Here is a 22,989-nt window from a genome sequence, read left to right as displayed (position 1 = left end):
TGTGGGGCGCGCGCCAGCGCGACCCATCCCGCCGTCCACACGACGACCGATGGCGTCCACAGGTTCTTGTTGAACGGCAGCCACAGCGATCACAGCGCACCCAGCGACAACGAGAGCACGGCGCCGATCAGCAGCGCCCTGTCCCGCCGCGGCAGGATCGCCAGCGCCACCGACACGCCAACCACGAACAGGAAGAACGGAAACACCAGGTCGGTCGGCGTGCAGCCGTTCCCGCCGAATGCTCCCGCGGCGCGTAGACGTGATCCCAGTCGCCCGGATCGTTGAGCAGCAGCATCGGCGCCACGGTGCAGCCGAGCAGCGCGTCGAGCGAGGCAAGCCGGCGTGGCAATGCGTTCACTGCTTCGTTCCAGCCGGCATCAGTGCAACCCGATCCAGCGCGTACAGCGGCCCGTCGGTCGGCGCGGTGTAGATCAGGCACAGCGCGTGCTCGCCGTGCTGCACCGGCAACGTCGCATCCAGCACGAAGCGTTGCGCGCCATGCTTCGGATCGGGCAGCGGCATGCTGGCCAGTACCGGTCCGCCGCATTGATCCAGGTGCACTACCAGTTCGCCGAACGGCGTGGCATGCGGCCGCGACACCACCAGCTTCGCCTCGTGCGCCAGCGCGTAGTTGCGCGGCAGGCGTACTGCGTCGACGTGGATCGACGCCCGCCCATCCATCGGCGTGGCTGGATACAGCTGGCAGGTGTTGAACACGTTGATGCTGTACACCGGCGCCAGCGAGGTGGCGTCGGGCAGCGGCTGCACGCGCAGGCGGAAATCGCTGCCGGGACAGTTCGGCATCTCGTTGCCGCGCAGGCTCAGCAGGCTGGCCTGCGACAGCACGCGTTGGCGCGGTGAGGACAGCACGCTGCCGTCCGCCGCGAAGGTCATGGCCTGCACGGTCGCCGGCAGCTTCACCGCGAACGGCGCTGCATAGACCGCTGCGTGCTGGTCCGGTGCGCTGCCGTCCCGCGTGTAGCGCAGGATGCCGGCGCCGGCCTGGGTGGACAGGCTGATCTGCGCCGTGCCGCTCGCCAGCGCGGCGTTGCGATCCAGCGTGATGTCCGGCGCGAATGCGCTGTCGGCATAGCCGATGCCCTGCGCGCGGTAGCGTGCGAACTGCGCCGGCAGCCGGCGGGTGAAGCTGCTCCAGTCGCGCGCCGCCACCGGCGACCAGTCGACCTCGCTCAGCGCCGCGAGGCGCGGGAACGCCGCGTGCTCGACATGCTTCATCGTCGGCATGTGCTCGGTCCATGCATTCGCCTGCGCGCCCAGCACGTGCTGCGCCTGCGCCGCGTCGAGTTCCTTCGGCACTGGCTCGAACGCGTACACGCTGGCCAGGTCGCGCACCGGGATGCGTCCGGCGGTCTCGTCGGCGCGGTCGCTCTGCAGCTGGTCGAGATACAGGTCCGGTGCGGGCGACAGCACCACGTCGTGGCCGGCCTGCGCCGCCTTGATCGCGCCTTTGGTGCCGCGCCACGACATCACCGTGGCATCGGCCGGCACGCCGCCGTCGAGGACCTCGTCCCAGCCGATCAGCCGGCGACCGTGCGCGTCGAGGTAGCGGCCGACGCGATCGATCAGCCAGCCCTGCAACGCGTCCTCGTCCTTCAGGCTGAGCGCATGGATCTTCGCCTGCACCGCGGGGGAAGCCTGCCACTGGTCCTTGACCGCCTCGTCGCCGCCGACGTGGATGTACTTCGACGGGAACAGCGCCATCACCTCGTCGAGTACGTTGGTGATGAACCGGAATGTGGCGTCGTCGATGTTGTACAGGTACGGGTTGACGCCCCAGTCGACCGACACCGGCGGACGCCGGCCGGTGACGCCGAACTGCGGGTACGCCGCCACCACGGCCTGCGCATGGCCGGGCATGTCGATCTCCGGCACGACGGTGATGTGCCGCGCGGTGGCGTAGGCGACAACGTGGCGGATCTCGTCCTGCGTATAGAAACCACCGTAACGCGCCGGCTCGCCGTCGTGCCCGGCATCTGGCGGCGTGCGCCACGCGCCGATGCGGGTGAGCTCGGGGTAGCGTTTGATCTGGATGCGCCAGCCCTGGTCGTCGGTGAGGTGCCAGTGGAATACGTTGAGCTTGTGCTCGGCCAGCTGGTCCAGCAGCCGCTCGATCTCCGCCACGCTCTGGAAGTGCCGCGCGGAATCCAGCATCAGGCCGCGCCATGTAAAGCGCGGCTGGTCGCGGATATGCACGGCCGGCACCCGTACCGCGCCGCGTTGCGCATCCGGCGTAAGCAGTTGCCACAGGGTCACCGCGCCATAGAACAGGCCGGCATCATTGCGTGCGCTGACGCGGATGCCTTGCGGCGTGACATCCAGCGCATAGCCTTCACGGTTCGCCACCGGCGCGCGCGGATCACGCAGCAACACGATCGCAGGCACCGTTGCGGGGCCTTTCTTCACCGGCAAATGCAGGCCGCGGGTGCGGGCGATCAGCCCGGCCAGGTAGCGCGCCGTGCGCCGGGTCGACGCGGCATGGTCGGCGACCACGATGGTCATGCGCGCGTCGACATTGAACATGCCGCCGGCAACCGTGAGCTGGGCCGGCAACGGGATCAGCGAAATCGCATTTTCCGCGGCAGCGTGTTGGCCGCTAGCCGGCACCGCGGCCAGGGCGACACCGGCAAACAGGCATCCGCAGAACAGGCAGAACAAACGGCGTGTCATCGGCAATCTCCGTCGCAAGCGTCGCAGGATGCCACGCGGCAAGATCATGGCGCCTTCAAAAAAATCGGGCCCGAAAACGGTTGCTCGGGCCCGGAAGGGGAGAGTGCGCAGCCGTCCATGGCTGCGTCGGGATGAAACGGGTCAGAACTTGAAGCGGAGGTTGACGTAGTACTGGCGACCGTTGTCGTAGAAGTAGTACGGCTGCTTGCCGATCGCGTCGGTCTTTGTGTAGTACTTCAGCTTAGGGTTGTTGAGGTTCATCGCGTCGAACGACACCGCCATCCACTCGTTGATGTTGTAGCCGAACGATGCCGCGAGGTTGCCTACGCCCGCCTGGTAGAACGTGTCCGCACGGGCCACGCCGGCATAGAACGACGAGCGGTAGGTATAGCTCACGCGCGCGTTGAAGCGGTCGTTCTCGAAGAAGGCGGACGCGTTGGCGGTCGTCTTCGAGGTGCCCTGCAGCGGCTTGTCGCCGGTCGCGCTGCCGCTGGCGTAGGTGTAGTTCGCGGACACGCCGAAGTTCTTGCCGATCGGCTGGATGTAGTTGAGCTCCACGCCCTTCACCTGGCCATTGGTGTTGGATGGCACGCTCACCGTATAGGTACTGAAGACGTCCGTGCCGGCATTGGTGCTGGCCTGGATGTTCTTGTAGGTCTGGAACTCGTTGCTGAAGTTGACGTAGTCCTTCAGGGTCATCTTGTACACGCCGGCGGACAGCAGACCGCGTGGGGCGAAGTACCATTCCAGCGCCGCGTCGAAGTTGCTGGAGATCAGCGGCTTGAGCTTCGGGTTGCCGCCGCTGCCGGCCAGCGTCAGATCGTTGAGGGACACGAAGCCGGCCAGCGCGGAATAGTCCGGCCGGGTCATCGTCTGCGAGGCGGCGATGCGGGCCACCAGCTGATCGGTGATGTCGAACTTCAGGTTGCCGCTGGGCAGGAACTTGGAGTACTTGTTCTTGTACGTGTTCCAGTAGTAGTTGCCGAAGGCCGAGCCCACGATCGGACCGGTGGAGGTGGTCGCACCCGGATCGGGATTGGTGCTGGTGTAGCCGATGTTCTGCTTGGTCTGGACGTAGCGCACGCCCAGGTTGCCGCTCCAGCCTTCACCGGCGAAGTTCAGCTGCATGTACGCGGCGCTGTCCTTCTCGTTGACCTTGTAGACGTCGTTGAAATAGAAGCGGCTCACCGGATCGCGGTTGGTGAATCGCGCATCGAACGCGGCCAGCTGGGCCGGCGAGTAGTACCAGATGTTGCCAGGGAACGAGCCTCCCAGGCTGCTTCCGAAATCGCCCGGGTAGTTGCCGTAAGTCGCCGGATAGTTGGCCAGGTTGGTCCAGTCGCCGGACGGGCCCTGGGCAACCTCGAACGGATTTTCGCGCGTGTGGTCGGCGTAGCGCACACCGAACTCCAGCGACGAGAGCGAACCGCCATCGAAGTCCAGCTCGCCATCGAGCTGGCCCCAGTTTTCCTTGTCCTTCGTCTTGATGCCCTGGCCGCCGAAGATCCAGCCGAACGACGGCAGAATGCCCGAAGGCGTGCTGTTCGACCCGCCCACGGACCAGTCGGTGGGCTTGCCGCTGCCGTTGATGTTCCAGCTGGCGGGGGCACCGGCGTTGGCGCCGAGTTCGAGCACGTTCTGTTCCGGGCTGGAACCCTTGCCCTCGGTGGTGCCGACCTGGCCTCTGAAGGAGAGCTGGTCGGTGACACGCCAGTCGGCGTCGAGGCTCACGTAGCCGGAGCTGGAGGCCGCGCCCGGACGCGAGATCTGGTCGTAGACGATGGATGGATTGGTGTTGCCGGCCACCTGGCCGAACGAGGCGTTGGTGAGCACGCCGTTCTTCACGGTGTAGCCCGGCTGCAGCCCGCCCTGGTTGATGAACTGGCTGGTCCACAACATGTAGTTGCGGTTGTAGTTGTCGGCCTTGAGCTTGGTATAGAAGGCGTTGAGGTTCAGGGTCAGGTTGTCGGTGGGCTTGAACTCCACATCGACCGCACCGCCCTTGCGTGTGCGCGTCTGCGTGAACAGCGTGGCGCCGATTTCCTGCGGGTAATAGACGCCGGCCAGGTCGGGGTGCGCCACCGCCACTGCATCGGTGGCGGCAATCGGCACGTAGCCGCCCACCAGCTCCTGGCCATTGCGCTGCAGGCTGCGCTTCTCGTAGAAGGCCTGCACCATCACGCCGAAGTTGTTGGCGTCGTTCTTCCAGTTGAACAGGCCGCTGAACTGCGGCTTGGTGTTGCCCGGCAGATCCGCGTAGACGCCGCCCACCGAACCTTCGGCGGTGATGTTCTTGGCAAACTCCAGCGGCTTGCGCGTGATGATGTCCACCGAACCGGCCGCGCCGCCTTCCTGGATCTTGGCCTCGGAGGTCTTGTGCACCACGACTTCGCTGACGATCTCCGCCGGCAACAGGCTGTAGCTGACGCTGCGGCCGACCGTGGTGACCTGGCTCAGCACGAACCAGTCGCCGGTGCCCACGGTATGCCCGTTGACCAGGGTCTGGGTCATGCTGGGATTGGTGCCGCGCAGGCTCACGCGGTCGCTTTCGTCGAAACCGCCCTCGCTGGCGCTGGCGGAGCTGATGTTGACGCCCGGCAACCGCTGCAGCGTGTCGGCCACGTTCTTGGCCGGCAGCTTGCCGATGTCTTCGGCGGTGACGACCTCGATGTGCGAGGCGGCATCCTTCTTCAGCGCTAGCGATTCCGCCTCGCTGTCGCGGATGCCGGTGACCATGACCGTGCCCAGCTGCTTGACATCTTTCCTGGCCGGCTGGCCGGCCTGGCCGGTCGAACCGGACTGCGTCGTGTCCTGCGCATACAGCGCGCCGGAAACGCACAGGCTGGTGATGATGCTGGCGGCTAATAGTGTCTTGCGGTAGTTCATGATGTCCTCCCCTCAGAGGCTGGCTCGAATCAGGACCGTCATGGCGACGGCCGTGGACTTGTGTTGTGGCTGGCTTGGCGCCGTGTCACTGGATGGCGGTCATCTCACTCTCCCTGCCGCTCATCCAGAAACCAGCCTGCGGCGCCAATGACACCAAGCTGGCCGTGCTCGATCAGTCGTACCGGAACCTGTTGCAGATAGGCGCGCATCACGCCCTTGTTGAAGTAGCGCTCGGCGAAGCTGCTGGCCAGCAGGAACGGCTGGATCCGCGGCAGGATGCCGCCGGCCAGATAGACGCCGCCGCGGGCGCCGTACAGCAGCACCAGATCGCCGACGAAGCTGCCGAGCAAACCGCAGAACACGTGTAGCGCCTCGACGGCCGCCACCTCGCTGGCGGCCAGTGCGGCGCCGGTGATTTCGGCCGGCGTCAGCAGTCGCGCCGGGCCGCCGCGCAATTCGCACAGCGCGCGATAGAGCTTCAGCAGGCCGGGCCCGGACAACGCATCCTCGAACGACACGTGCGGGCGATCGCGGCGGAACAGCCGCAGGATCTCGATCTCGCGCTCGTTGCCCGGCGCCAGCGAAATCTGCCCGGCTTCGGTAGCCAGCACCTGCGCGCGCGGCTGGCCGGGCAGCAACACCGCCGAACCCAGCCCGGTGCCCGGCCCCATCACCAGCACCGGCCCGGGCGCAGCCGGCGCGGTGGCCTCGATGACCGGGCGGGTCTCGCCGGTGTCGATGAACTGGGTCGCGTAGGCCACCGCTTCGAAATCGTTGATCACCGCCAGCCGCTGGATGCCGAGGCCGTCGCGAATATCGCGGATCGACACCGGCCAGGGCAGGTTCTCGTTGATGATCGCGTCGTCCAGCACGTAGCCGGCGCAGGCCACCGCGCAATGGCGCAACTGGCCGCGCATCGCCGCATGCGGCGTGTGCTCCAGTTGACCGACGAAATCCTGCAGCATCGCGGTGAGGCTGGACCAGTCCGCGCAGCCGTAGCGGTGGTAGTGCAGTACGCTGACCGGACGCCTGCCGGCAGTGCTGCCGACGACCAGCCCGATGCGCGCATGCGTGCCGCCCACGTCGGCCGCCAGGAACGGCTGATCCCGCCCCGGCCCGGTCGACCCGGTCGACATCGACGCCGCGGCCAGAGCCATCGTCGACGGCTCCGCTGCATGACGCTGGTTGGCGGCTTCCCCCACTCCGTTCTCCCGTGGCCGGCATCACCCGTGCCGCGCGGCAGCATTCGCTGCTGGCCGGGCGGCCTGATTCCGGCGGAGTCTGCGTTCAAAATGACATCGTTGTCAAATCGAATGGAACGGCTTCCGGGGAGTCGGATATGGCGTTGCAACATAGTTGCCAGGACAAACCGACAAATGGCCGGACATCTCGCATTGAACAGCCTGTAGTTTGGCTCTCGCGCCCATTTGCGCGGTGGCCGTGGCGCTTGCCGCAGTGCGCAAACGGGGGCCTTGTTTGGCCATCCGGACGGCTGCGGCAGTCAGCCTCATCACGGCTTTCTGGGAAGGGAAATGACAACGGTTGCACTTTCCGGCGAATAAAGAGACATTCCTGTCTGTCCCGGTCATTCGGCCGGTGCGGTACGGTCGGACTCCGGGGAGAAGAGACCATGGCAACCACGCTGGCGGCAGCGCCGTCCGAACGCACCAACCTTGGCCCGATGCTGATCATCGGCCTGCTGTTCTTCATCTTCGGCTTCGTCACCTGGCTCAACGGGCCGCTGACGATCTTCGTCAAGCTGGCCTTCAATCTCGATGACGTCAGCGCGTTTCTGATACCGGTCGCGTTCTATGTGTCGTACTTCGTGCTGGCGCTGCCATCGTCGATGGTGCTGCGGCGCACCGGCATGAAGAAGGGCATGGCGCTGGGCCTGTTCGTGATGGCGGTCGGCGCGGTCGTGTTCGGCGAGTTCATCAATATCCGCATCTACCATGGGGCGCTGGTCGGCCTGTTCGTGATCGGCGCCGGCCTGTCGCTGCTGCAGACCGCCTCGAATCCCTACATCAGCATTCTCGGACCGATCGACAGCGCGGCGCAGCGCATCGCTTTCATGGGCATCTGCAACAAGGTGGCCGGCGCACTGGCGCCGTTCGTGTTCGGCGCACTGGTGTTGAACGGCATCGACACGCTCGATCAGCAGGTGAAGGCGGCGCCTACCGCGGCGGCGCGCGACGTGCTGCTCAACAGCTTCGCCGCACGCGTGTACTGGCCTTACATGGTGATGGCCGCCCTGCTCGTGCTGCTGGCGATCTGGGTCGTGCGCTCGTCGCTGCCGGAAATCAAGCCGGCCGGGGCGAATGACGAGCACGCGATCGGTCACACCGGCCGCAGCATCTTCACGTTTCCGCACCTGTGGCTGGGCGTGCTGTGCCTGTTCGTGTACGTGGGCGTGGAGGTGATGGCGGGCGATGCCATCGGCATCTACGGCCAGGGTTTCGGCCTGCCGCTGGAAGCGACCAGGCATTTCACTTCGTACACCATGCTGGGGATGCTGCTGGGCTACGTGGCGGGCCTGCTGGTGATCCCGCGTTTCATCTCGCAGCAGCACTACCTGGCCGTGTCGGCGGTGCTCGGCGTACTGTTCGCCGGCGGCGCGTTCGTCACGCATGGCTATGCGTCGGTGGCCTTCGTGGCTGCGCTCGGGTTCGCCAACGCGATGATGTGGCCGGCCATCTTCCCGCTGGCGATCAAGGGTCTGGGCCGGCATACGGAGGCCGCGTCGGCGCTGCTGATCATGGGCATCGTGGGCGGCGCGCTGATCCCGCAGGTGTTCGTGCACCTGAAGCAGGCGGTCGACTTCCAGCTGGCCTTCCTGTGCGTGACGGTGCCGTGCTACCTGTACATCCTTTACTACGGCCTGGCCGGCCACCGCACCGGCCAGGTCCCACGCGGCCGCGCCGCGGCGAGCACCCCATAAGTTACGATGCGCAACCCGCCGCGCGTTTCCGCGCGGTGCCACGATCACGATGCCCGAGGTTCAGCGGTTGCGCAGCGCCACCATCAAAGATGTTGCAGAACGGGCCGGCGTTTCGCTGAAGACGGTATCGCGCGTGATCAACAACGAGCCGTCGGTGCATGCGCGCACGCGCGCGAAGGTGCAGCGCGAGATCGATGCGCTCGGCTACCAGCCCGACCCTTCCGCACGCAGCCTGCGCAGCACCCGCGCCTATGCGATCGGCCTGGTCTACGACAATCCCAACGCGCACTACATCATCAACCTGCAGCGTGGCGTGCTGGCGGCGTGCCGCAGCAGCGGCTTCGGCCTGCAGATCCACCCGTGCGATTCGTCCTCGCCGACACTGGCCGACGAACTGCGCGAACTGGTGCGCCGCTCGCGCGTGGCCGGGCTGGTGCTGGCGCCGCCGATGTCCGAACAGCCGGCGCTGATCCGCGCGCTGAGCGAGGCGAAGATCCCGTTCATCCGGATCATCTCGGCGCGCAAGGATCCGCAGGACGGTTCGCCGTGCGTCTACGTGGACGACCGCGACGCCGCCTACGCGATCACCGAACACCTGATCCAGCTCGGCCACCAGCGCATCGGGTTCCTGTGGGGCGGACGCGAGCACCGCTCCAGTCTGGAGCGGTATCAGGGTTATGAGGACGCGCTGAAGGACTACGGCATCGCCCTTGATCGCAAGCTGATCGTTCCCGGCGACTACACCTTCGACGACGGCTTCCGCGGCGCCCGCAAGCTGCTGGCGTTGAAGGACCGGCCCAGCGCGATCTTCGGCTCGAACGACGAGATCGCCGCCGGCGTGCTGGCCGCCGCGCATTCGGACGGCATCAACGTGCCGTACGAATTGTCGATCGCCGGCTTCGAGGACAGCCCGTTCTCCAAGCAGTCCTGGCCTGCGCTGACCACTGCGCGCCAGGCCACCGAGGAGATCGCCCAGCACGCCGCGCAGCGACTGATCGGCGACCTGCAGCGCGTCGCCAATGGCGAGCCGGTGAGCAGCATCAACGAAGGCTTCAGCCCGGAACTGGTGGTGCGCGGCTCGACCGCGCCGCGACATAAAACGCCATCGAAACGCTGATCGGCTCCGTATTGCGCACCTACTCGCCAGGTAGCGGATTCGCGGGTTGGCGCCGGGATCCGCCTTGACTCGATCCAGACACCAGTGACAATCGACCGCATGACTACGGGTGCACAGCTCCGCCAACGGCGTGAACGACTCGGCCTCTCCCAGGCGAAGCTGGCGGAGATTTCCGGCGTCTCCCAGCATCTGCTGTCGGCCTTCGAACTGGGCAAGGTCGCGCTGGCGGCACCGGACCTGGCGGTGACGCTCGACGCGATACGCGATAGCGATCAGGTGATGGCGGTATCCACGCGCACCAAGCGCTACCGCGAGCGCTGCTACAGCGAACCGCCCATGCTGGCCGCGCGCGTCGCCAAGGCGAAGCCGACCCGCGGCAACCCGGGCTATGTCGCTTTATTGCGCGAGCTGCATGCCGCGCATTGCGCACCCAAGACGGCCGACCTGTCCGCCTTGAGCTTGTTTTCAGGATGCGGCGGCTTCAGCCTTGGGTTCTCCGCCGCCGGGTTCTCGATAAAGGGCTTCGTAGAACGTGAAGAACCGCTGCGTGCCATCTACAGGCAGAATTTTTCCGATGGCGTGGAGATCGGCGCGGACATCACCGCGATAAGTGATGGGGATCTCGCCGCACGAGCGGCGGAGATCGGCCCCATAGACGTGATCATCGGCGGCCCTCCCTGCCAGGGTTTCAGCCTCTCCGGCAAGCGGAAGGTGGACGACCCCAGGAACCAGCTGTTCAGGCACTACCTGCGGTTCGTCGACATGTTCCGACCGAAGATGGCCGTGCTGGAGAATGTCCGCGTGCTTACCTCGATGAGGAACGCCGCCGGGGGATTGGTGCGCGACGACATCCGCGCCGAGTTCGGCAGACACGGCTACAAGGTGGATTTCTTCGAGGTGAATGCCAAGGACTACGGCGTTCCGCAACATCGCGAACGCGTGCTGTTCGTCGCCGTGCGCAATGATCTGCCCGGCCATCCGTCGATGCCTGCGGCCACGCATGGTTCTGGCGGAGGCCTGTTTCCCGGCAAGCTGGCATGGCGGACATTTGCCGATGCCTGTTCCGATCTGGCGTACCTTGAATCCGGCGGCAGATCCAGCGACTCGCTGCACGAGGCGGTCAGCCATCCCTCGCATGTCATCGAGTGGCTGTGGGATGTGCCCGAGGGATCGAGCGCGCACGACAACAGCGACCCGCAGATGCGCCCGCCCTCCGGCTACAACACCACTTACAAGCGGCAAGTCTGGAACGAACCGGCCGCGACGGTACAAACGACCTTCGGCATGATCTCCGGATGCCGGAATGTGCACCCCGTCGCCACCAGGGCGCTTACCATTCGCGAGGCGGCAAGACTCCAGTCTTTTCCGGACACCTATCGGTTTGGCGGAACCCTGGGCTGCATTCGCACCGGCATCGGCAACGCCGTTCCGCCACTGCTTGCACGGGCCATCGCCATGCATGTCCGGCGCATGCTTTGACTACGTCCTGGTCTATTCGGAGCGTCCCTGGATCTTGTAGAAATACCCCGCCTCAAGATTGAATTGGAGCTGTTCGGGATGCTGTGTCTGGCCACCGCGCTGCATCTGGACGATGCCGAACCGCGGCGCCAGATGCTCGACGCCCGCAGGGTCTCGATATGACCCTTTCCGCACCGAGTACGATCGGGTCGCGAAGCCTTGGTAGCGCCTGCTCAACACAATGAGTTCTTCCATGGAATAGATGGCCGTCTCGGTGGTATTCCATGAGGGCGCCGACTTCGTTTTGTGCAGGAGAAAGTCGGGAACGAATGGATCGTCCATGTAGGCTTTCTGCAGCAACAATCTGGTGATTTTGTCCTGGTGCGTCGTGAAGATGCGGCTCCATTCCTTTAGCCCGACGTCATCGGTTTCTTCCCAGAAGTACCGCCGTGGGTCTACCTTTCTTACCGCGCTCAGCAAGGCATTGTTCGACGGCCTGAACCCGTCGTCACCGCAGAACTGGCGCAGGGCATGGAGCGCCTGGTCGGAAATGGGTACCTGGTTGTTCCTCAGAAGGTTCACGAAGCCCCGCGCGGTAGTGAAGTAGAGCTGGGCATTGGTAGGTGCGCGGTTGTTGCACTGCTTGATCGATACCCCCACGGTGATCGGAGCTCCATGCACCGGGTGCAACGTGACGATCAGATCGCTCTTGCAGCGCGACACTGTCACACCATTCACGACGAGCCATCGCTTGCCCATCTCCGAGGTAGCGAGGGAGCCTGTGGAAACCGCAGACGCTCGCTGAATGGATGTGAGGTGCAATCGGTTCGCGATGTATTTCAGCAACGAAAGCGCAGGATCACCGGTCGACAGGTGGGGAACCGCCGAACCGACGACCTGGATCGGATACCGGAAGCCGTTGATGGCCCCGACCAGGGCGTTCTCGAAAGCATGGCCGCTATGGCGTCCCGTTGCTCCAGCCTGGATCTGCAGCGCGTGCGCTTCGTTAATCGGTGGAAGGGCCATCGTAAACCTCGGTGAGTTGGGCCACCGAAGTCTTCAGTCCATCAGCCAATCTCAGGAGATTCAGAAACGACGGATTACGCCGCCCTCTCTCAAGCATGCTGATGTACGTGCGGTCAAAGCCACATTGCTCGGCGAGCGATTCTTGCGATAAGCCAAGAGCATCCCTGCGTTGCTTTATAGCCCTGCCAAGAGGAAGTAGTGACTTCGGCATAGCCCTCGATTCGAATATTTCGTAGACGATGCGTCTACGGACAGTTCGTCACATTGCCGAAAGTCGGAAGCGATCCGGCGGGATCTTCGCTCATTCAAACGCCAGCGAGGCAGTAATACTTCGATCAGGGTACGGCTGGCAAAAGCCGCACGGGTTGCGGCAGCGCGTGCTGCCTGCTGCTATAGATTTCGATCTCCGGCCTCGAGACAACGGTGTTCGGAGTTTCCAGCGACCAGTAGGCAGTCTTTCAAGGGTGGACTTCGCTGAACAGTGCTTTCGCCCTTACTTCCAGCCAATCACCGCGATCGCCAGCAGCGCCAGCAGCACGCCGCCAAGATTCAGTCGACTCAGCCGCTCGCGGAACAGCAGCATGCCGACCAGCGCGCCCAGCGCCACCACGCCGAGGTTCATGCTGGCGAACACCAGCGCCGGATGCTGCGGCAGCGCGCGATGGGCGCGCAGGTAGAACAGGATGTTGCCGAAGTTGACCAGGCCCAGCAGCACGCCGCCCAGCGCGCTGCGCGCGGTGAAGCGGGTTCGCCCCTGCAGGCGCCGCCACAGCTGCAGTGCGAACGCCACCAGCAGGGCCAGCGCGAACATCGCCTGCAGCGAGGCGCCCAGCGGCACGCCGGCCAGCGCCACGCGCTTGAACAGGATGTCGATCATGCCAAAGCCGCCGAACACCAGCAGCGGGTACAGCCAGCCGGCCGCGCCGCGGGCCGCCGTTGGCTGTCCGCTGCGCCAGACCATGCACGGCAGGGCGAGCAGGCCGAGCGTGATGCCGACCGCCTTGAATGCGCTGAGCTGCTCGCCGAACAGGGCGAACGCGGCCAACAGCGACAGCAGCAGCGACAATCGTTGCGCCGCATCGCTGCGCACGATGCCGGCATGGCGCACCGACGCGGCCAGCGCCAGGAAGATCGTCGGCAGCAGGATGCCCAGCGCGGCCAGCGCCAGCCATGGCACGCCAGGTTCGCTCAGGCCCGCCGGCGTGGGCTGCAGCAGCAAGGCGGTCAGCGCACTGGTCGCCACGTAGTTCCAGGCGATCGCCTGGCCCACGTCGATCTCGAAACGGCGCGCCAGCTTCAGCAGCACCGATAGCAGCACGCTGCACACCACGCTGAGCAGCACGTAGATCATCGATCACTCCGCCGGCGGCAGGCCGTGACGCGGTCGCGGCGAAGCGGCCCCCTCAAAATGCATCCAGCGGAATCTTCAGGTAGCGCACGCCGTTGTCCTCGGCTGGCGGCAACTGGCCCGCGCGCATGTTCACCTGCACCGCCGGCAGGATCAGCGCCGGCATCGCCAGGGTGGCATCGCGCGCGTTGCGCATGCGCACGAACTCGTCCTCGCCGACGCCGCCGCGCAGGTGGATGTTGTCGCGGCGCTCGGCAGCGACCGAGGTTTCGTGCAGGAATTCGTGGCGATCCGCCGTCTTGTAGTCGTGGCAGAGGAATATCCGGGTTTGCTCGGGCAATGCAAAGATGCGCTGGATCGAGCGGTACAACATGCGCGCATCGCCGCCGGGAAAGTCGCAACGCGCGGTGCCGTAGTCAGGCATGAACAAGGTATCGCCGACGAAGGCCGCGTCGCCGATGAGATGGGTCATGCACGCCGGCGTGTGGCCGGGCGTGTGCATCGCCACGGCTTCGATGCCGCCGATCATGTAGCGCTCGCCGTCCTGGAACAGGTGGTCGAACTGGCTGCCGTCGCGGCGGAAGTCCTCACCGGCGTTGAACAGCCGGCCGAACGTATCCTGCACCTCGCGGATGTGTTCGCCGATACCGAGCCGGCCGCCGACTTGCGCCTGCACGTACGGCGCCGCCGACAGGTGGTCGGCGTGCACGTGGGTGTCGATCACCCAATCCACGCCAAGGCCCCGCGCGCGCACGAACGCGATCAGCGCATCGGCCGAGCTGTGACGGGTGCGCCCGGAGGCGGCGTCATAATCGAGCACGCTGTCCAGCACCGCCGCCTTGCTGGTGGCCGGATCCCATGCCACATAGCTGAAGGTGTGGCTGACCTCGTCGAAGAACGCCTGCACCTCGGGGTGTTGCATCGTCATGGTTCTCCGCCGATCGAGGAAGGAACGCAGCCATCAGCGCCGAAGCGCCGCTTGACCACCCCGTACAAGGCACCTGCGCGGGAGTCCGTGGTTTCGGTTCTGCACGTTCGAACGCTGATTATCGCCCCTGCGTCCACCGGCTGCGTCATGCCGACTGCGCCGACCGCTCCGCGGCAAGGCGACGGGCGACGCGCGCGAAGCTTGCGGCGGTGGCGGCGTTCGCCGGTGCGAAGAAGAACGCGGTGGCGCGGTCGACATGGTCGCTGTCGCGGATCGGCAGGCGCATCGAATGGATGCTGAGGTCGCCGAATTCGGGGTGGAAGAACGGCACCGTGACCGCACTCAATGGCGCGGTATGGCAGCGCTGCCACAGCTCCACGAACTCGGGGCTGGCCGTGTTCAGCGCCTCGATCAGCAGCTGGAAGCGCGGGTCTTCCGGATGCGCCGCCTGGTTCATGCGGAATATGCCGAGCAGGTTCAGCGCGCCGTTCTCGAAATCCGGATAGAGCTGCCGCCGCGCCGGGTTCATGAAGGCATTCCACAGGTGGTTGTCGGCGAACGGCCCACCGAAATCGCCGAAGTCGTACAGGCGTTCGGCCATGCGGTTCCAGGCCAGCACGTTGAACACCGTGTCCAGCACGAAGGCCGGGGCCTGGTACAGCCGCAGCACCTCGTGCATCACCGGCGGCAGATTGAAGTGCTGCTCCGGTACGTCGGTGCGGGTCAGCCCCATCAAGGCGAACAGGTAGGCCTCGTCGGTCGGCGACAGCGCCAGCGCACGCGCGATCCGGGTCAGCGCCGCGGCCGACACGTTGATCGCGCGGCCCTGCTCCAGCCACGTGTACCAGGTGACGCCGACCCGGGCCAGCGCCGCGACTTCTTCGCGACGCAGGCCCGGCGTCAGCCGGCGCGGTCCGCGCGGCAGGCCCGCCGCCTCTGGCGCGAGCGCGGCGCGGCGCGCGCGCAGAAAGGCCTTCAGCTCGGTGCGTTGCATGGAGGTGCTCATGGACATGGCCGGGTGGTAGTGGGAGTACCAGCAGTGGGGACTGCCTTCCCATGCTAGCGGGACCCACCTATTGTTGCCTGTCCCCCAAGTCATGCGTCCGCCCGTGACCGTGACGCCAGCCATGCGGTCCAGGCCATCCGCGGCGCATCTCCCAGCGGCCGTACCGCAACTGTCTGTCACAGCGCGCCGTGCGCTGACGTCCTTGCATCAATCCCTACAGGAGATCGACATGTCGTTGCTCCCCATCCCCACCCCTGTCCATGCGTCGCGCACCGACGCGCTCACCGATTTCGTGGTGAACGCCCAGTTGATGCTGGACCCGGCCACTCCGGAATCGATGCGGCTCGAAGCCGAGCCACGCCTGCTGGCGCAATTGCCGACCCTGCTGGCGCTGGGCGTGTTCGACCTCTTCGTGATCCGCGATCCGGCGCTGCAGGCGCTGGTGCACGACGAACTGCAGGCCCATCGGATGCGCGCCGCCTGACACCATTTGCCGAGACAAAGGTATATCGGCACATATTTGCCTTGACAAATATACTTGAGGCAATAGAATGCGCGGCCATGAATACCGATTCGATGGCCTTCGCCACCCCCAAAGAAAACCTCGGCATCCTGCTCGGCCTGGTGCGCGCCGAGGTGGTGCGCGCGATGGAGGCAGAGCTGGCGGCGCAGAATGTGGACCTGCGTTTTACCCAGTTCCTGATCCTCAAACGGTTGGCCCGGCTCGGTCCGATGTCGGCCAGCGAGCTGGCCCGTTCGGTGGAACTGGATGGTGGCGCGATGACCCGCCAGCTCGACCAGCTGGAGCGCAAGGGCTACCTGCGCCGCTGCCCGCATGAGCAGGATCGCCGCGCCCTGCGCATCGAATTGACCGCCGCCGGCGACGCCATGTGGCAGCAGCTGACCGACTGCAACGAACGCGTGCTGGCCGCCGCGCAGCGCTCGCTGGACGAGGCCGAACGGGAGCAATTGCACGATTACCTCGAGCGCGTGCTGCACGCGCTGCGCGACAAGAACTGACCCCTTCCCCCTGGACTTCATCCCATGCGTCTGCATCTACTTGCGGCTGCCACGGCACTGACCTTCGCGCTGGCCGGCTGCGTCAGCAGCGGCGGCGTGCACCCGGACGGCACGCCGATCGATCCATCCTCGCTGAAGGCTGATCGCAGCCTGGCCAACCTGTCCGCCGCCGCGTGGCCGACCACCGACTGGTGGACCGGGCTGGGTGACGCGCAACTCAATACCCTGATCACCGAAGCACTGCAGAACAACCCGGGCCTCGGCGTAGCCGATGCCCGTGCCCGCGCAGCGCAGGCCGAGGCGGGCATCGCCGATGCCGCGCGCGGCCCCAGCTTAAATGGCGGCGCCGCGGTCGCCGGTGCCCGTCCGCCGGCCGCGCTGCTTGGCGACAAGGCGCATTTTGCCGTGGCCAAGTACGGCTATGCGAGCTTCAAGTGGGATCTGGACCTTTGGGGCGGCAAGCGCGCCGCCTGGGAAGCTGCGGTGGGCCAGGCGCGCGCCGCCGAGGTCGATGCCCGCGCCGCACGCATCGCACTTTCCGGCGACGTTGCCCGCGCCTATGCGCAACTTGGCTACGCGTTCACCCAGCAGGATCTGGCCGCAGGCGAGCTGAAGCGTGCGACTCAGTCGCTCGAGCTGACCCGCCAGCGCGTCGCCGCCGGCATCGACAACCAGATCCAGCTCAGGCAGAGCGACGCCGAAGTGGCCAGCGCCGAGCAGGACACCGCACTGTCCAGGCGCGCCGTCGATGCCGCGCGCTCGTCGCTGTCGGTGCTGCTGGGCAAGGGGCCGGATCGCGGACTGGAGATCGCCCGCCCGCAGCCGCTGCGACCGGCCGCGCTGGCGGTGCCGACCAATCTGCCGCTGGAGCTGCTTGGCCACCGTGCCGACCTGGTCGCCGCACGTTGGCGCGTCGAGGCGGCGAGCAGGGACATCGCGGCGGCGAAGACCGACTTCCTGCCGAACATCAGCATCGGCGCGATGGCCGGCGTGATCAGCATGGGCGGCGGCAACCCGCTCAGCCTGGCGGGGCGGTTCTACCAGTTCGGACCGTCGCTCAGCCTGCCGATTTTCGACGGCGGCAAGCTGCGCGCCAACCTGTCCGGCAAGGATGCGCAGTACGACCTCGCCGTGGCGCAGTACAACCAGACCCTGGTCGGTGCGCTGAACCAGGTCGCCGACGAGCTGTCCGCGCTGCAATCGGTGCAGGAACAGCTCACCGCGCAGCAGCGCGCCCAGGACGCGGCCCAGCAGGCCTGGCAGCTGGCGTTGCAGCGTTACCAGGCCGGCATCGGCAGCTATCTCGAGGCGCTGGTCGTGCGCCAGCAGTTGCTGGCCGCCAATCGCGGCATGGCCGCGCTGCAGGCGCAACAGGTCGATCTTTCGGTGCAATTGATCCAGGCCCTCGGCGGCGGTTTCCGGCCGCAGGCCGGGGTGCCCACGCCCTCCCCGTCTTCCCACTCTTCGCGTTCCTGAGGTCGTCCCATGTCCAGCCAGACTCCCGCCACTACCGAGACTGCGGCCGGCGCGCCATCGAGCACCGCCGCACCCAGGAAGAACCCGCGCGGCTTCATGCTGCGTGTGCTTGCCGTCGTGGTGCTGCTCGCCGCCATCGGCTGGGCGCTGTGGTACTTCCTCGACGGCCGCTGGTACGAGGGCACCGACGACGCCTACGTCAACGGCAACGTGGTGCAGATCACCCCGCAGGTGCCGGGCACCGTGGTCAGCATCGGCGCCGATGACGGCGACCTGGTGCACGCCGGCGACGTACTGGTGCAGCTCGATCCCAGCGACGCCGAGGTGGCACTGGCCGGGGCCAAGGCCCGCCTCGCCAACACCGTGCGCAAGGTGCGCGGCCTGTATTCCAGCGTCAATGGGGCACAGGCTGACGTGGCCGCGCGCAAGACCGCGGTGGACAAGGCGCGCGCCGATTACAACCGGCGCGTGACGCTGGCGAAGTCGGGGGCGATCTCGGCCGAAGAGCTGGCGCACGCCAGCGATGCCCTGACCACGGCCGAGAGCGCGCTGATCACCGCGCAGCAGCAATACCAGACCAGCAAGGTGCTGGTCGACGATACGGTGGTCGCCTCGCATCCCGACGTGCAGGCCGCGGCGGCACAGTTGCGCGCCGCCTTCCTGGATGACGCGCGCGCCACCCTGGTCGCGCCGGTGGACGGCTATGTGGCCAAACGCTCGGTGCAGGTCGGCCAGCGCGTGCAGCCGGGCGCCGCGCTGATGGCGGTGGTGCCGTTGCATGGCGTGTGGGTGGATGCCAACTTCAAGGAAACCCAGCTCACCGACATGCGCATCGGCCAGCCGGTGACGATCGAGTCCGACGTCTACGGCGGCAAGGTGGCCTACAAGGGCAAGGTGCAGAGCCTGGGCGTCGGCACCGGTAGCGCGTTCTCGCTGCTGCCGGCGCAGAACGCCACCGGCAACTGGATCAAGATCGTGCAGCGCATTCCGGTGCGGATCGTGTTCGACGATCCGACCCAGCTGGACAAGCACCCGCTGCGGCTGGGCATGTCGCTGACTGTCGACGTGAACCTGCACGACCAGAGCGGCGCGACCCTGGCGCAGAAATCGCCCACCCAGGCCGCCTTCAGCACCGACGTGTACAAGCAGCAGTTGGCCAAGGCCGACGCGGCGATCGCCGAGATCGTCCACGCCAATATGGCTGGCAGCAAATAGCGCCCCCTGCAGGAGCCCCTCTCGCGGGCGATGCTGTTGCTTTGAGGTTTCGGAGAAAAAGCATCGCCCGCGAGCGGGCTCCTACCCATTCCAGACTAGACGATCGGCACCGATGACCACCCCATTCCGTCCGCCCAATCTGGCACTGAGCACGATCGGTCTGTCACTGGCCACCTTCATGCAGGTGCTGGACACCACGATCGCCAACGTGTCGTTGCCGACGATCGCCGGCAACCTCGGCGTCAGCAACAACCAGAGCACCTGGGTAATCACCTCGTTCGCGGTGAGCATGGCGATCTCGCTGCCGCTGACCGGCTTCCTCACGCGCCGCTTCGGCGAAGTGAAGCTGTTCACCGCCTGCACGCTGCTGTTCGCGATGACGTCGTTCCTGTGCGGCATCTCGCAGAGCATGGGCATGCTGATCCTGTTCCGCGCGCTGCAGGGCGCGGTGGCCGGGCCGATGTACCCGATCACGCAGAGCCTGCTGATCGGCATCTACCCGCCGGCCAAACGCGGCATGGCGCTGGCGTTGCTGGCGATGGTGACGGTGGTGGCACCGATCGCCGGCCCGATCCTCGGCGGCTGGATCACCGACAACTATTCATGGCCGTGGATCTTCTTCATCAACGTGCCGATCGGCATCTTCGCCAGCATGGTGGTGGCGAACCAGCTGCGCGGGAAAGTGGAGAAGACCGAGCGGCCGAAGATCGACTACGTCGGCCTGATCACCTTGATCATCGGCGTGGGGGCGCTGCAGATCGTGCTGGACAAGGGCAACGACGAGGACTGGTTCAACTCCACCTTCATCATCGTCACCAGCATCGTCTCGGCGATCGGCATCGCGATCTTCCTGATCTGGGAACTGACCGACAAGGACCCAATCGTCAACCTCAAGCTGTTCCGCCACCGCAACTTCACCGTTGGCACGATTGCGCTGGTCCTTGGCTACGCGGCGTTCTTCGCGATCGCACTGATGGTGCCGCTGTGGTTGCAGCGCAACCTCGGCTACACCTCGATCTGGGCCGGCTACGCCAGCGCACCGCTGGGCATCATCCCGGTGCTGCTGACCTTCGTCGTCGGCAAGTACGGGCCTCGCATGGATCTGCGATTGCTGGCGGCGGCGGCGTTCGTGGTCATGGGCCTGACCTGCTTCATGCGTTCGGACTTCTTCATCGGCATCGACTTCTACCACGTGGCGATGGTGCAGCTGTGGCAGGGACTAGGCGTGGCCCTTTTCTTCATGCCGATCCTGACCATCCTGCTGTCGGACTTGCAGCAGAACGAGATCGCCGCCGGCTCCGGCCTGGCCACCTTCCTGCGTACGCTGGGCGGCAGTTTCTCGGCCTCGCTGACCACGTTGCTGTGGGAGCGCCGGGCAGTGAGCCATCACGAGCAGCTGGCCGAGCGCATCACCGCGTACAGCCCGACCGCGCAGACTGCCCTCGGCCAGATCGGCCACGGCGATACCCAGGCCGGTGCCAGCGTGATCAACGACATGATCACCCAGCAGGGTTACCAGATCTCCTTCAACGAGGTGTTCCACGCGCTGGGCTGGATCTTCATCGCCCTGGTGTTCGTGATCTGGCTGGCGCGACCGCCGTTCACCGCCAAGGCCGGGCCTGCCGCCGGCGGCCATTGAAGCGGCCGGCAGGCATCGGACAAGACAACGGCCCCGACGGGGCCGTTGTCTTGTCCGCGGTTGCGCATGCGTCAGATCTCGAAGGCGAAGCCGACCAGCGCCATGGTCTCGCCGGTATTCGGACGGTGCAGCCCGCCATTGGAAATGTGCCGGATCGCCACGCTGAAGTGCTTCGCCTGCCAGCCCAGCGTGCTGACGAACTGGTAGTGGCTGGAAAGCGCATGGGTGGTGTGGTCGATGGCGGCGACCTGTTCGCTGAAGTACAGCGGCTGGTACCACGCACCGGGCTCGCCGAGGTGCAGGCGCACGCCACCGGCGGCCAGCGCGACGGCATGGCGCACGCCGTAGCGGCCGTCGTCGTAGCCCGCCCGGTGGCGGCCATCGATCCAGCCGAGCGAGACATCCGGCGACCAGGTGAAGCGGGTATGGCCGAGCTGGCGCGGCGCGAACACCGCTTCGACGAAGGCGGCGTTCGCGCCGTGGCTGTCCATGTAGCTGCGGCCGGCCTGCACCTCGAACCGCGCGGCGGCAGCCGGCAAACTGGCTGCCATCAGCGTCAGCACGATGGCACTGCGGGAAAAGGAGCGGAAAGACATGAGGGAAGCCTCGCAGGGTGCGGTTATTCTTGTACTGCGTAGTTTATGAAATAACCGCCGCCGCGAGGAGCCCTTTTCGGGTCGATTCCGGCAACAGATTGTTGCGCCTGGTGATACGAAGACCCCGGCATGTTGGCCGGGGTCGGGTGAAAGCACGGTCGAAGACGTTATTTTCGCCCGCCGGCCGACTGCAGCGTCGGGCTGTCCAGATCCAGCGCGGTCGATTCCAGCAGCGCGGCCTGCGGATGCGTCTTGCGGATGTCGGCGGCGAACTGCGCGGCGTCGCCGACCACCACCACCGTGCCGGCGCCGGCATCCAGGTGCTTGCCTGCGTACTTCTCGATCTGCCTTGGCGTCACCGCCTGCACCTGCGCGACGTACCGGCCGATCTCGTCCAGCGGCACGCCGTACACGGCCAGCTCGCCGACCTGTTCGGCCAGCCCCGCGGTGGTTTCCAGGCTGCGGCCGTAGCTGCCGATCAGGGTGGCCTTGCGCGCGGCCAGCTCGTCGGCGGAAACCCGCGTGCCGCCCAGCCGCTTGAACTCGCCCAGCATCAGCTCGACCACCTGCGCCGCCGACGGGTTCTTGGTCTGCGCCGAGGCCAGCCACAGGCCGGCGTCGCGCAACGGCTGCAACCGGCTGCTGGCGCCGTAGGAGAGGCCACGCTTGATGCGGATCTCCTCATTCAGACGCGCCGAGTACGAACCACCGAGCACCGCGTTGGCGACCGTGCCGATGTAGTAGTCATCATTGTTGCGCGGCGGCGCGGCATGCGCCGCAACGACGCCGGCCTGACCGGCGCCTTGCTGGTCGATCAACACGATCGGCGGCAACGCGCTGGCAGCCCTGCCGGCCGGCTTGGCCGGCAGCGGTGCAGGCGGCCGGGCCCAGTTGCCAAAGCTGGCCTGGGCCAGCTGCTGCGCCTGCGCCGGCGTGATGTCGCCGGCGAGGACCAGGATCGCGTTGTCCGGCCGGTACAGCCCGGCGTGCAGCCGCTGCACGTCGGCGCGGCTGATCCGCGCGATCGACGCCGGCGTGCCGCCGCGCGAGTGGCCGTATGCACCCTTGCCGAAGACGCCGCGGCTGGCCGCCAGCGAAGCCAGCGCGGTGGGGCGGCTCAGCGCCAGATGCAGGTCGTCGATCGCCTGCGCCTGTGCCCGCTTCAGTTCGGCCGCGCTGAAATCCGGCTGGCGCACGACCTCGGCCAGCAGGCCCAGCGCCTGCGGCAGTTTCGGCGTGGTCACGGTGATGCCCACCGCGCTTTCGTCCCAGCCCGCGGCGGCGTCCAGCGAGCCGCCCAGCGTCTCCGCCGCCGCGGCGATCTGCGGCGCCGTCTTGCCGGCGGCGCCCTTGCCCAGCAGGTTCGCGGTGAGGTCGGCCAGCCCAGCCAGCTGCGGTGGATCCATCTCGCCACCGCTGCGCACCACCAGGTGCGCGGTGACCAGGGGCAGGCCCGCGCGGCGCACGCTGATCACCTGCAGGCCATTGGCCAGGGTCAGCGCGGACGGTGTCGGCACGGTCAGCTGTGGCGCCGGGCCGGGCGCCGGCGGCGCAGCCGGGAAGTCAGGGGAGGAAGTCGCCGCCAGCACGGTGCTGGCGGCCACCATGGCAGCCGTAAAGACGGCCAAACGCAATGCCTTCATCCGAC

18 protein-coding genes and 1 pseudogene are annotated in these 22,989 nt (G+C 66.5%); 8 read left to right on the top strand and 11 right to left on the bottom strand.

Features of this window, described 5'->3' with window-relative positions; genetic code table 11:
* Positions 1–134: 134 nt before the first annotated feature.
* The 4 genes and pseudogenes from ACFPME_RS05930 to glk form a co-directional block, all read right to left on the bottom strand.
* Positions 135–295, bottom strand: a pseudogene (locus tag ACFPME_RS05930) (DUF5009 domain-containing protein); the annotation flags it as partial.
* Between the two features lie 59 nt (positions 296–354).
* The gene (locus tag ACFPME_RS05925; RefSeq protein ID WP_377303085.1) at positions 355–2,688 is read right to left on the bottom strand and encodes a beta-N-acetylhexosaminidase; all 2,334 of its coding nucleotides are present in this window, start codon (positions 2,686–2,688) and stop codon (positions 355–357) included.
* Between the two features lie 141 nt (positions 2,689–2,829).
* A complete protein-coding gene (locus ACFPME_RS05920) occupies positions 2,830–5,574 on the bottom strand; it encodes a TonB-dependent receptor (protein ID WP_377303083.1) in 2,745 nt (914 codons plus the stop codon).
* A gap of 104 nt (positions 5,575–5,678) precedes the next feature.
* Positions 5,679–6,731, bottom strand: coding sequence for a glucokinase (gene glk, locus ACFPME_RS05915; RefSeq protein WP_377303081.1), 1,053 nt, complete (start codon positions 6,729–6,731; stop codon positions 5,679–5,681).
* Positions 6,732–7,204: 473 nt separating this feature from the next.
* Between glk and ACFPME_RS05910 the strand changes: the two genes are divergently transcribed.
* The 3 genes from ACFPME_RS05910 to dcm all read left to right on the top strand — a co-directional run bounded on the left by ACFPME_RS05910 (position 7,205) and on the right by dcm (position 11,108).
* Positions 7,205–8,512: a sugar MFS transporter gene (locus tag ACFPME_RS05910; protein WP_377303079.1), complete on the top strand. Its 1,308-nt coding sequence runs from the start codon at positions 7,205–7,207 to the stop codon at positions 8,510–8,512.
* Between the two features lie 67 nt (positions 8,513–8,579).
* Positions 8,580–9,629, top strand: coding sequence for a LacI family DNA-binding transcriptional regulator (locus ACFPME_RS05905; protein WP_377303649.1), 1,050 nt, complete (start codon positions 8,580–8,582; stop codon positions 9,627–9,629).
* A gap of 84 nt (positions 9,630–9,713) precedes the next feature.
* Positions 9,714–11,108 (top strand): DNA cytosine methyltransferase, encoded by a 1,395-nt coding sequence (dcm, locus tag ACFPME_RS05900; RefSeq protein WP_377303077.1) that lies wholly within the window; start codon positions 9,714–9,716, stop codon positions 11,106–11,108.
* 12 nt (positions 11,109–11,120) lie between these two features.
* Here the strand turns inward: dcm and ACFPME_RS05895 are convergent, their stop codons facing one another.
* The 5 genes from ACFPME_RS05895 to ACFPME_RS05875 all read right to left on the bottom strand — a co-directional run bounded on the left by ACFPME_RS05895 (position 11,121) and on the right by ACFPME_RS05875 (position 15,395).
* On the bottom strand, positions 11,121–12,113 hold the full coding sequence (locus ACFPME_RS05895) for a hypothetical protein (protein WP_377303075.1): 993 nt from the start codon (positions 12,111–12,113) through the stop codon (positions 11,121–11,123).
* Positions 12,094–12,324, bottom strand: coding sequence for a helix-turn-helix domain-containing protein (locus tag ACFPME_RS05890; RefSeq protein ID WP_377303073.1), 231 nt, complete (start codon positions 12,322–12,324; stop codon positions 12,094–12,096). Before ACFPME_RS05890 ends, ACFPME_RS05895 begins: the two co-directional genes overlap by 20 nt.
* Before the next feature lie 282 nt (positions 12,325–12,606).
* Positions 12,607–13,464, bottom strand: coding sequence for an EamA family transporter (locus tag ACFPME_RS05885; RefSeq protein WP_377303071.1), 858 nt, complete (start codon positions 13,462–13,464; stop codon positions 12,607–12,609).
* 52 nt (positions 13,465–13,516) lie between these two features.
* Entirely contained in the window at positions 13,517–14,383 is an 867-nt protein-coding gene (locus ACFPME_RS05880) for an MBL fold metallo-hydrolase (RefSeq protein ID WP_377303647.1), read from the bottom strand.
* Between the two features lie 151 nt (positions 14,384–14,534).
* Entirely contained in the window at positions 14,535–15,395 is an 861-nt protein-coding gene (locus ACFPME_RS05875) for a helix-turn-helix transcriptional regulator (protein WP_377303069.1), read from the bottom strand.
* A 229-nt stretch (positions 15,396–15,624) separates the two neighbouring features.
* On the opposite strand from ACFPME_RS05875, the gene ACFPME_RS05870 reads away from it, so the two are divergent.
* From ACFPME_RS05870 to ACFPME_RS05850, 5 genes are all read left to right on the top strand, one after another.
* Positions 15,625–15,879, top strand: coding sequence for a hypothetical protein (locus tag ACFPME_RS05870; protein WP_377303067.1), 255 nt, complete (start codon positions 15,625–15,627; stop codon positions 15,877–15,879).
* Positions 15,880–15,956: 77 nt separating this feature from the next.
* A complete protein-coding gene (locus tag ACFPME_RS05865) occupies positions 15,957–16,415 on the top strand; it encodes a MarR family winged helix-turn-helix transcriptional regulator (protein ID WP_377303065.1) in 459 nt (152 codons plus the stop codon).
* Between the two features lie 24 nt (positions 16,416–16,439).
* On the top strand, positions 16,440–17,891 hold the full coding sequence (locus ACFPME_RS05860; protein ID WP_377303062.1) for an efflux transporter outer membrane subunit: 1,452 nt from the start codon (positions 16,440–16,442) through the stop codon (positions 17,889–17,891).
* 9 nt (positions 17,892–17,900) lie between these two features.
* Positions 17,901–19,106 (top strand): HlyD family efflux transporter periplasmic adaptor subunit, encoded by a 1,206-nt coding sequence (locus ACFPME_RS05855; RefSeq protein WP_377303060.1) that lies wholly within the window; start codon positions 17,901–17,903, stop codon positions 19,104–19,106.
* A 112-nt stretch (positions 19,107–19,218) separates the two neighbouring features.
* A complete protein-coding gene (locus ACFPME_RS05850) occupies positions 19,219–20,745 on the top strand; it encodes a DHA2 family efflux MFS transporter permease subunit (RefSeq protein WP_377303058.1) in 1,527 nt (508 codons plus the stop codon).
* 71 nt (positions 20,746–20,816) lie between these two features.
* Here ACFPME_RS05850 and ACFPME_RS05845 read toward each other — a convergent pair whose 3' ends face one another.
* Positions 20,817–21,341, bottom strand: coding sequence for an acyloxyacyl hydrolase (locus ACFPME_RS05845; RefSeq protein ID WP_377303056.1), 525 nt, complete (start codon positions 21,339–21,341; stop codon positions 20,817–20,819).
* Between the two features lie 167 nt (positions 21,342–21,508).
* On the bottom strand, positions 21,509–22,984 hold the full coding sequence (locus ACFPME_RS05840; protein ID WP_377303054.1) for a M16 family metallopeptidase: 1,476 nt from the start codon (positions 22,982–22,984) through the stop codon (positions 21,509–21,511).
* Between the last annotated feature and the right edge of the window lie 5 nt (positions 22,985–22,989).

The sequence above is a fragment of the Rhodanobacter umsongensis genome (genome assembly GCF_042654965.1).
In the GTDB taxonomy this organism is placed as follows: Bacteria; Pseudomonadota; Gammaproteobacteria; order Xanthomonadales; family Rhodanobacteraceae; genus Rhodanobacter; species Rhodanobacter umsongensis.
Note: the sequence above shows the minus strand (reverse complement) of the source record. Positions and strands in the feature narration are given on the sequence as shown.

Excerpts from the sequence above, each read along its gene's own strand:
- ACFPME_RS05925 (WP_377303085.1), bottom strand. The coding sequence starts at position 2,688 with ATGACACGCCGTTTGTTCTGCCTGTTCTGCGGATGCCTGTTTGCCGGT.
- ACFPME_RS05920 (WP_377303083.1), bottom strand. The coding sequence starts at position 5,574 with ATGAACTACCGCAAGACACTATTAGCCGCCAGCATCATCACCAGCCTG.
- glk (WP_377303081.1), bottom strand. The coding sequence starts at position 6,731 with ATGGCTCTGGCCGCGGCGTCGATGTCGACCGGGTCGACCGGGCCGGGG.
- ACFPME_RS05910 (WP_377303079.1), top strand. The coding sequence starts at position 7,205 with ATGGCAACCACGCTGGCGGCAGCGCCGTCCGAACGCACCAACCTTGGC.
- ACFPME_RS05895 (WP_377303075.1), bottom strand. The coding sequence starts at position 12,113 with ATGGCCCTTCCACCGATTAACGAAGCGCACGCGCTGCAGATCCAGGCT.
- ACFPME_RS05890 (WP_377303073.1), bottom strand. The coding sequence starts at position 12,324 with ATGCCGAAGTCACTACTTCCTCTTGGCAGGGCTATAAAGCAACGCAGG.
- ACFPME_RS05885 (WP_377303071.1), bottom strand. The coding sequence starts at position 13,464 with ATGATCTACGTGCTGCTCAGCGTGGTGTGCAGCGTGCTGCTATCGGTG.
- ACFPME_RS05880 (WP_377303647.1), bottom strand. The coding sequence starts at position 14,383 with ATGCAACACCCCGAGGTGCAGGCGTTCTTCGACGAGGTCAGCCACACC.
- ACFPME_RS05875 (WP_377303069.1), bottom strand. The coding sequence starts at position 15,395 with ATGAGCACCTCCATGCAACGCACCGAGCTGAAGGCCTTTCTGCGCGCG.
- ACFPME_RS05870 (WP_377303067.1), top strand. The coding sequence starts at position 15,625 with ATGTCGTTGCTCCCCATCCCCACCCCTGTCCATGCGTCGCGCACCGAC.
- ACFPME_RS05865 (WP_377303065.1), top strand. The coding sequence starts at position 15,957 with ATGAATACCGATTCGATGGCCTTCGCCACCCCCAAAGAAAACCTCGGC.
- ACFPME_RS05860 (WP_377303062.1), top strand. The coding sequence starts at position 16,440 with ATGCGTCTGCATCTACTTGCGGCTGCCACGGCACTGACCTTCGCGCTG.
- ACFPME_RS05855 (WP_377303060.1), top strand. The coding sequence starts at position 17,901 with ATGTCCAGCCAGACTCCCGCCACTACCGAGACTGCGGCCGGCGCGCCA.
- ACFPME_RS05850 (WP_377303058.1), top strand. The coding sequence starts at position 19,219 with ATGACCACCCCATTCCGTCCGCCCAATCTGGCACTGAGCACGATCGGT.
- ACFPME_RS05845 (WP_377303056.1), bottom strand. The coding sequence starts at position 21,341 with ATGTCTTTCCGCTCCTTTTCCCGCAGTGCCATCGTGCTGACGCTGATG.
- ACFPME_RS05840 (WP_377303054.1), bottom strand. The coding sequence starts at position 22,984 with ATGAAGGCATTGCGTTTGGCCGTCTTTACGGCTGCCATGGTGGCCGCC.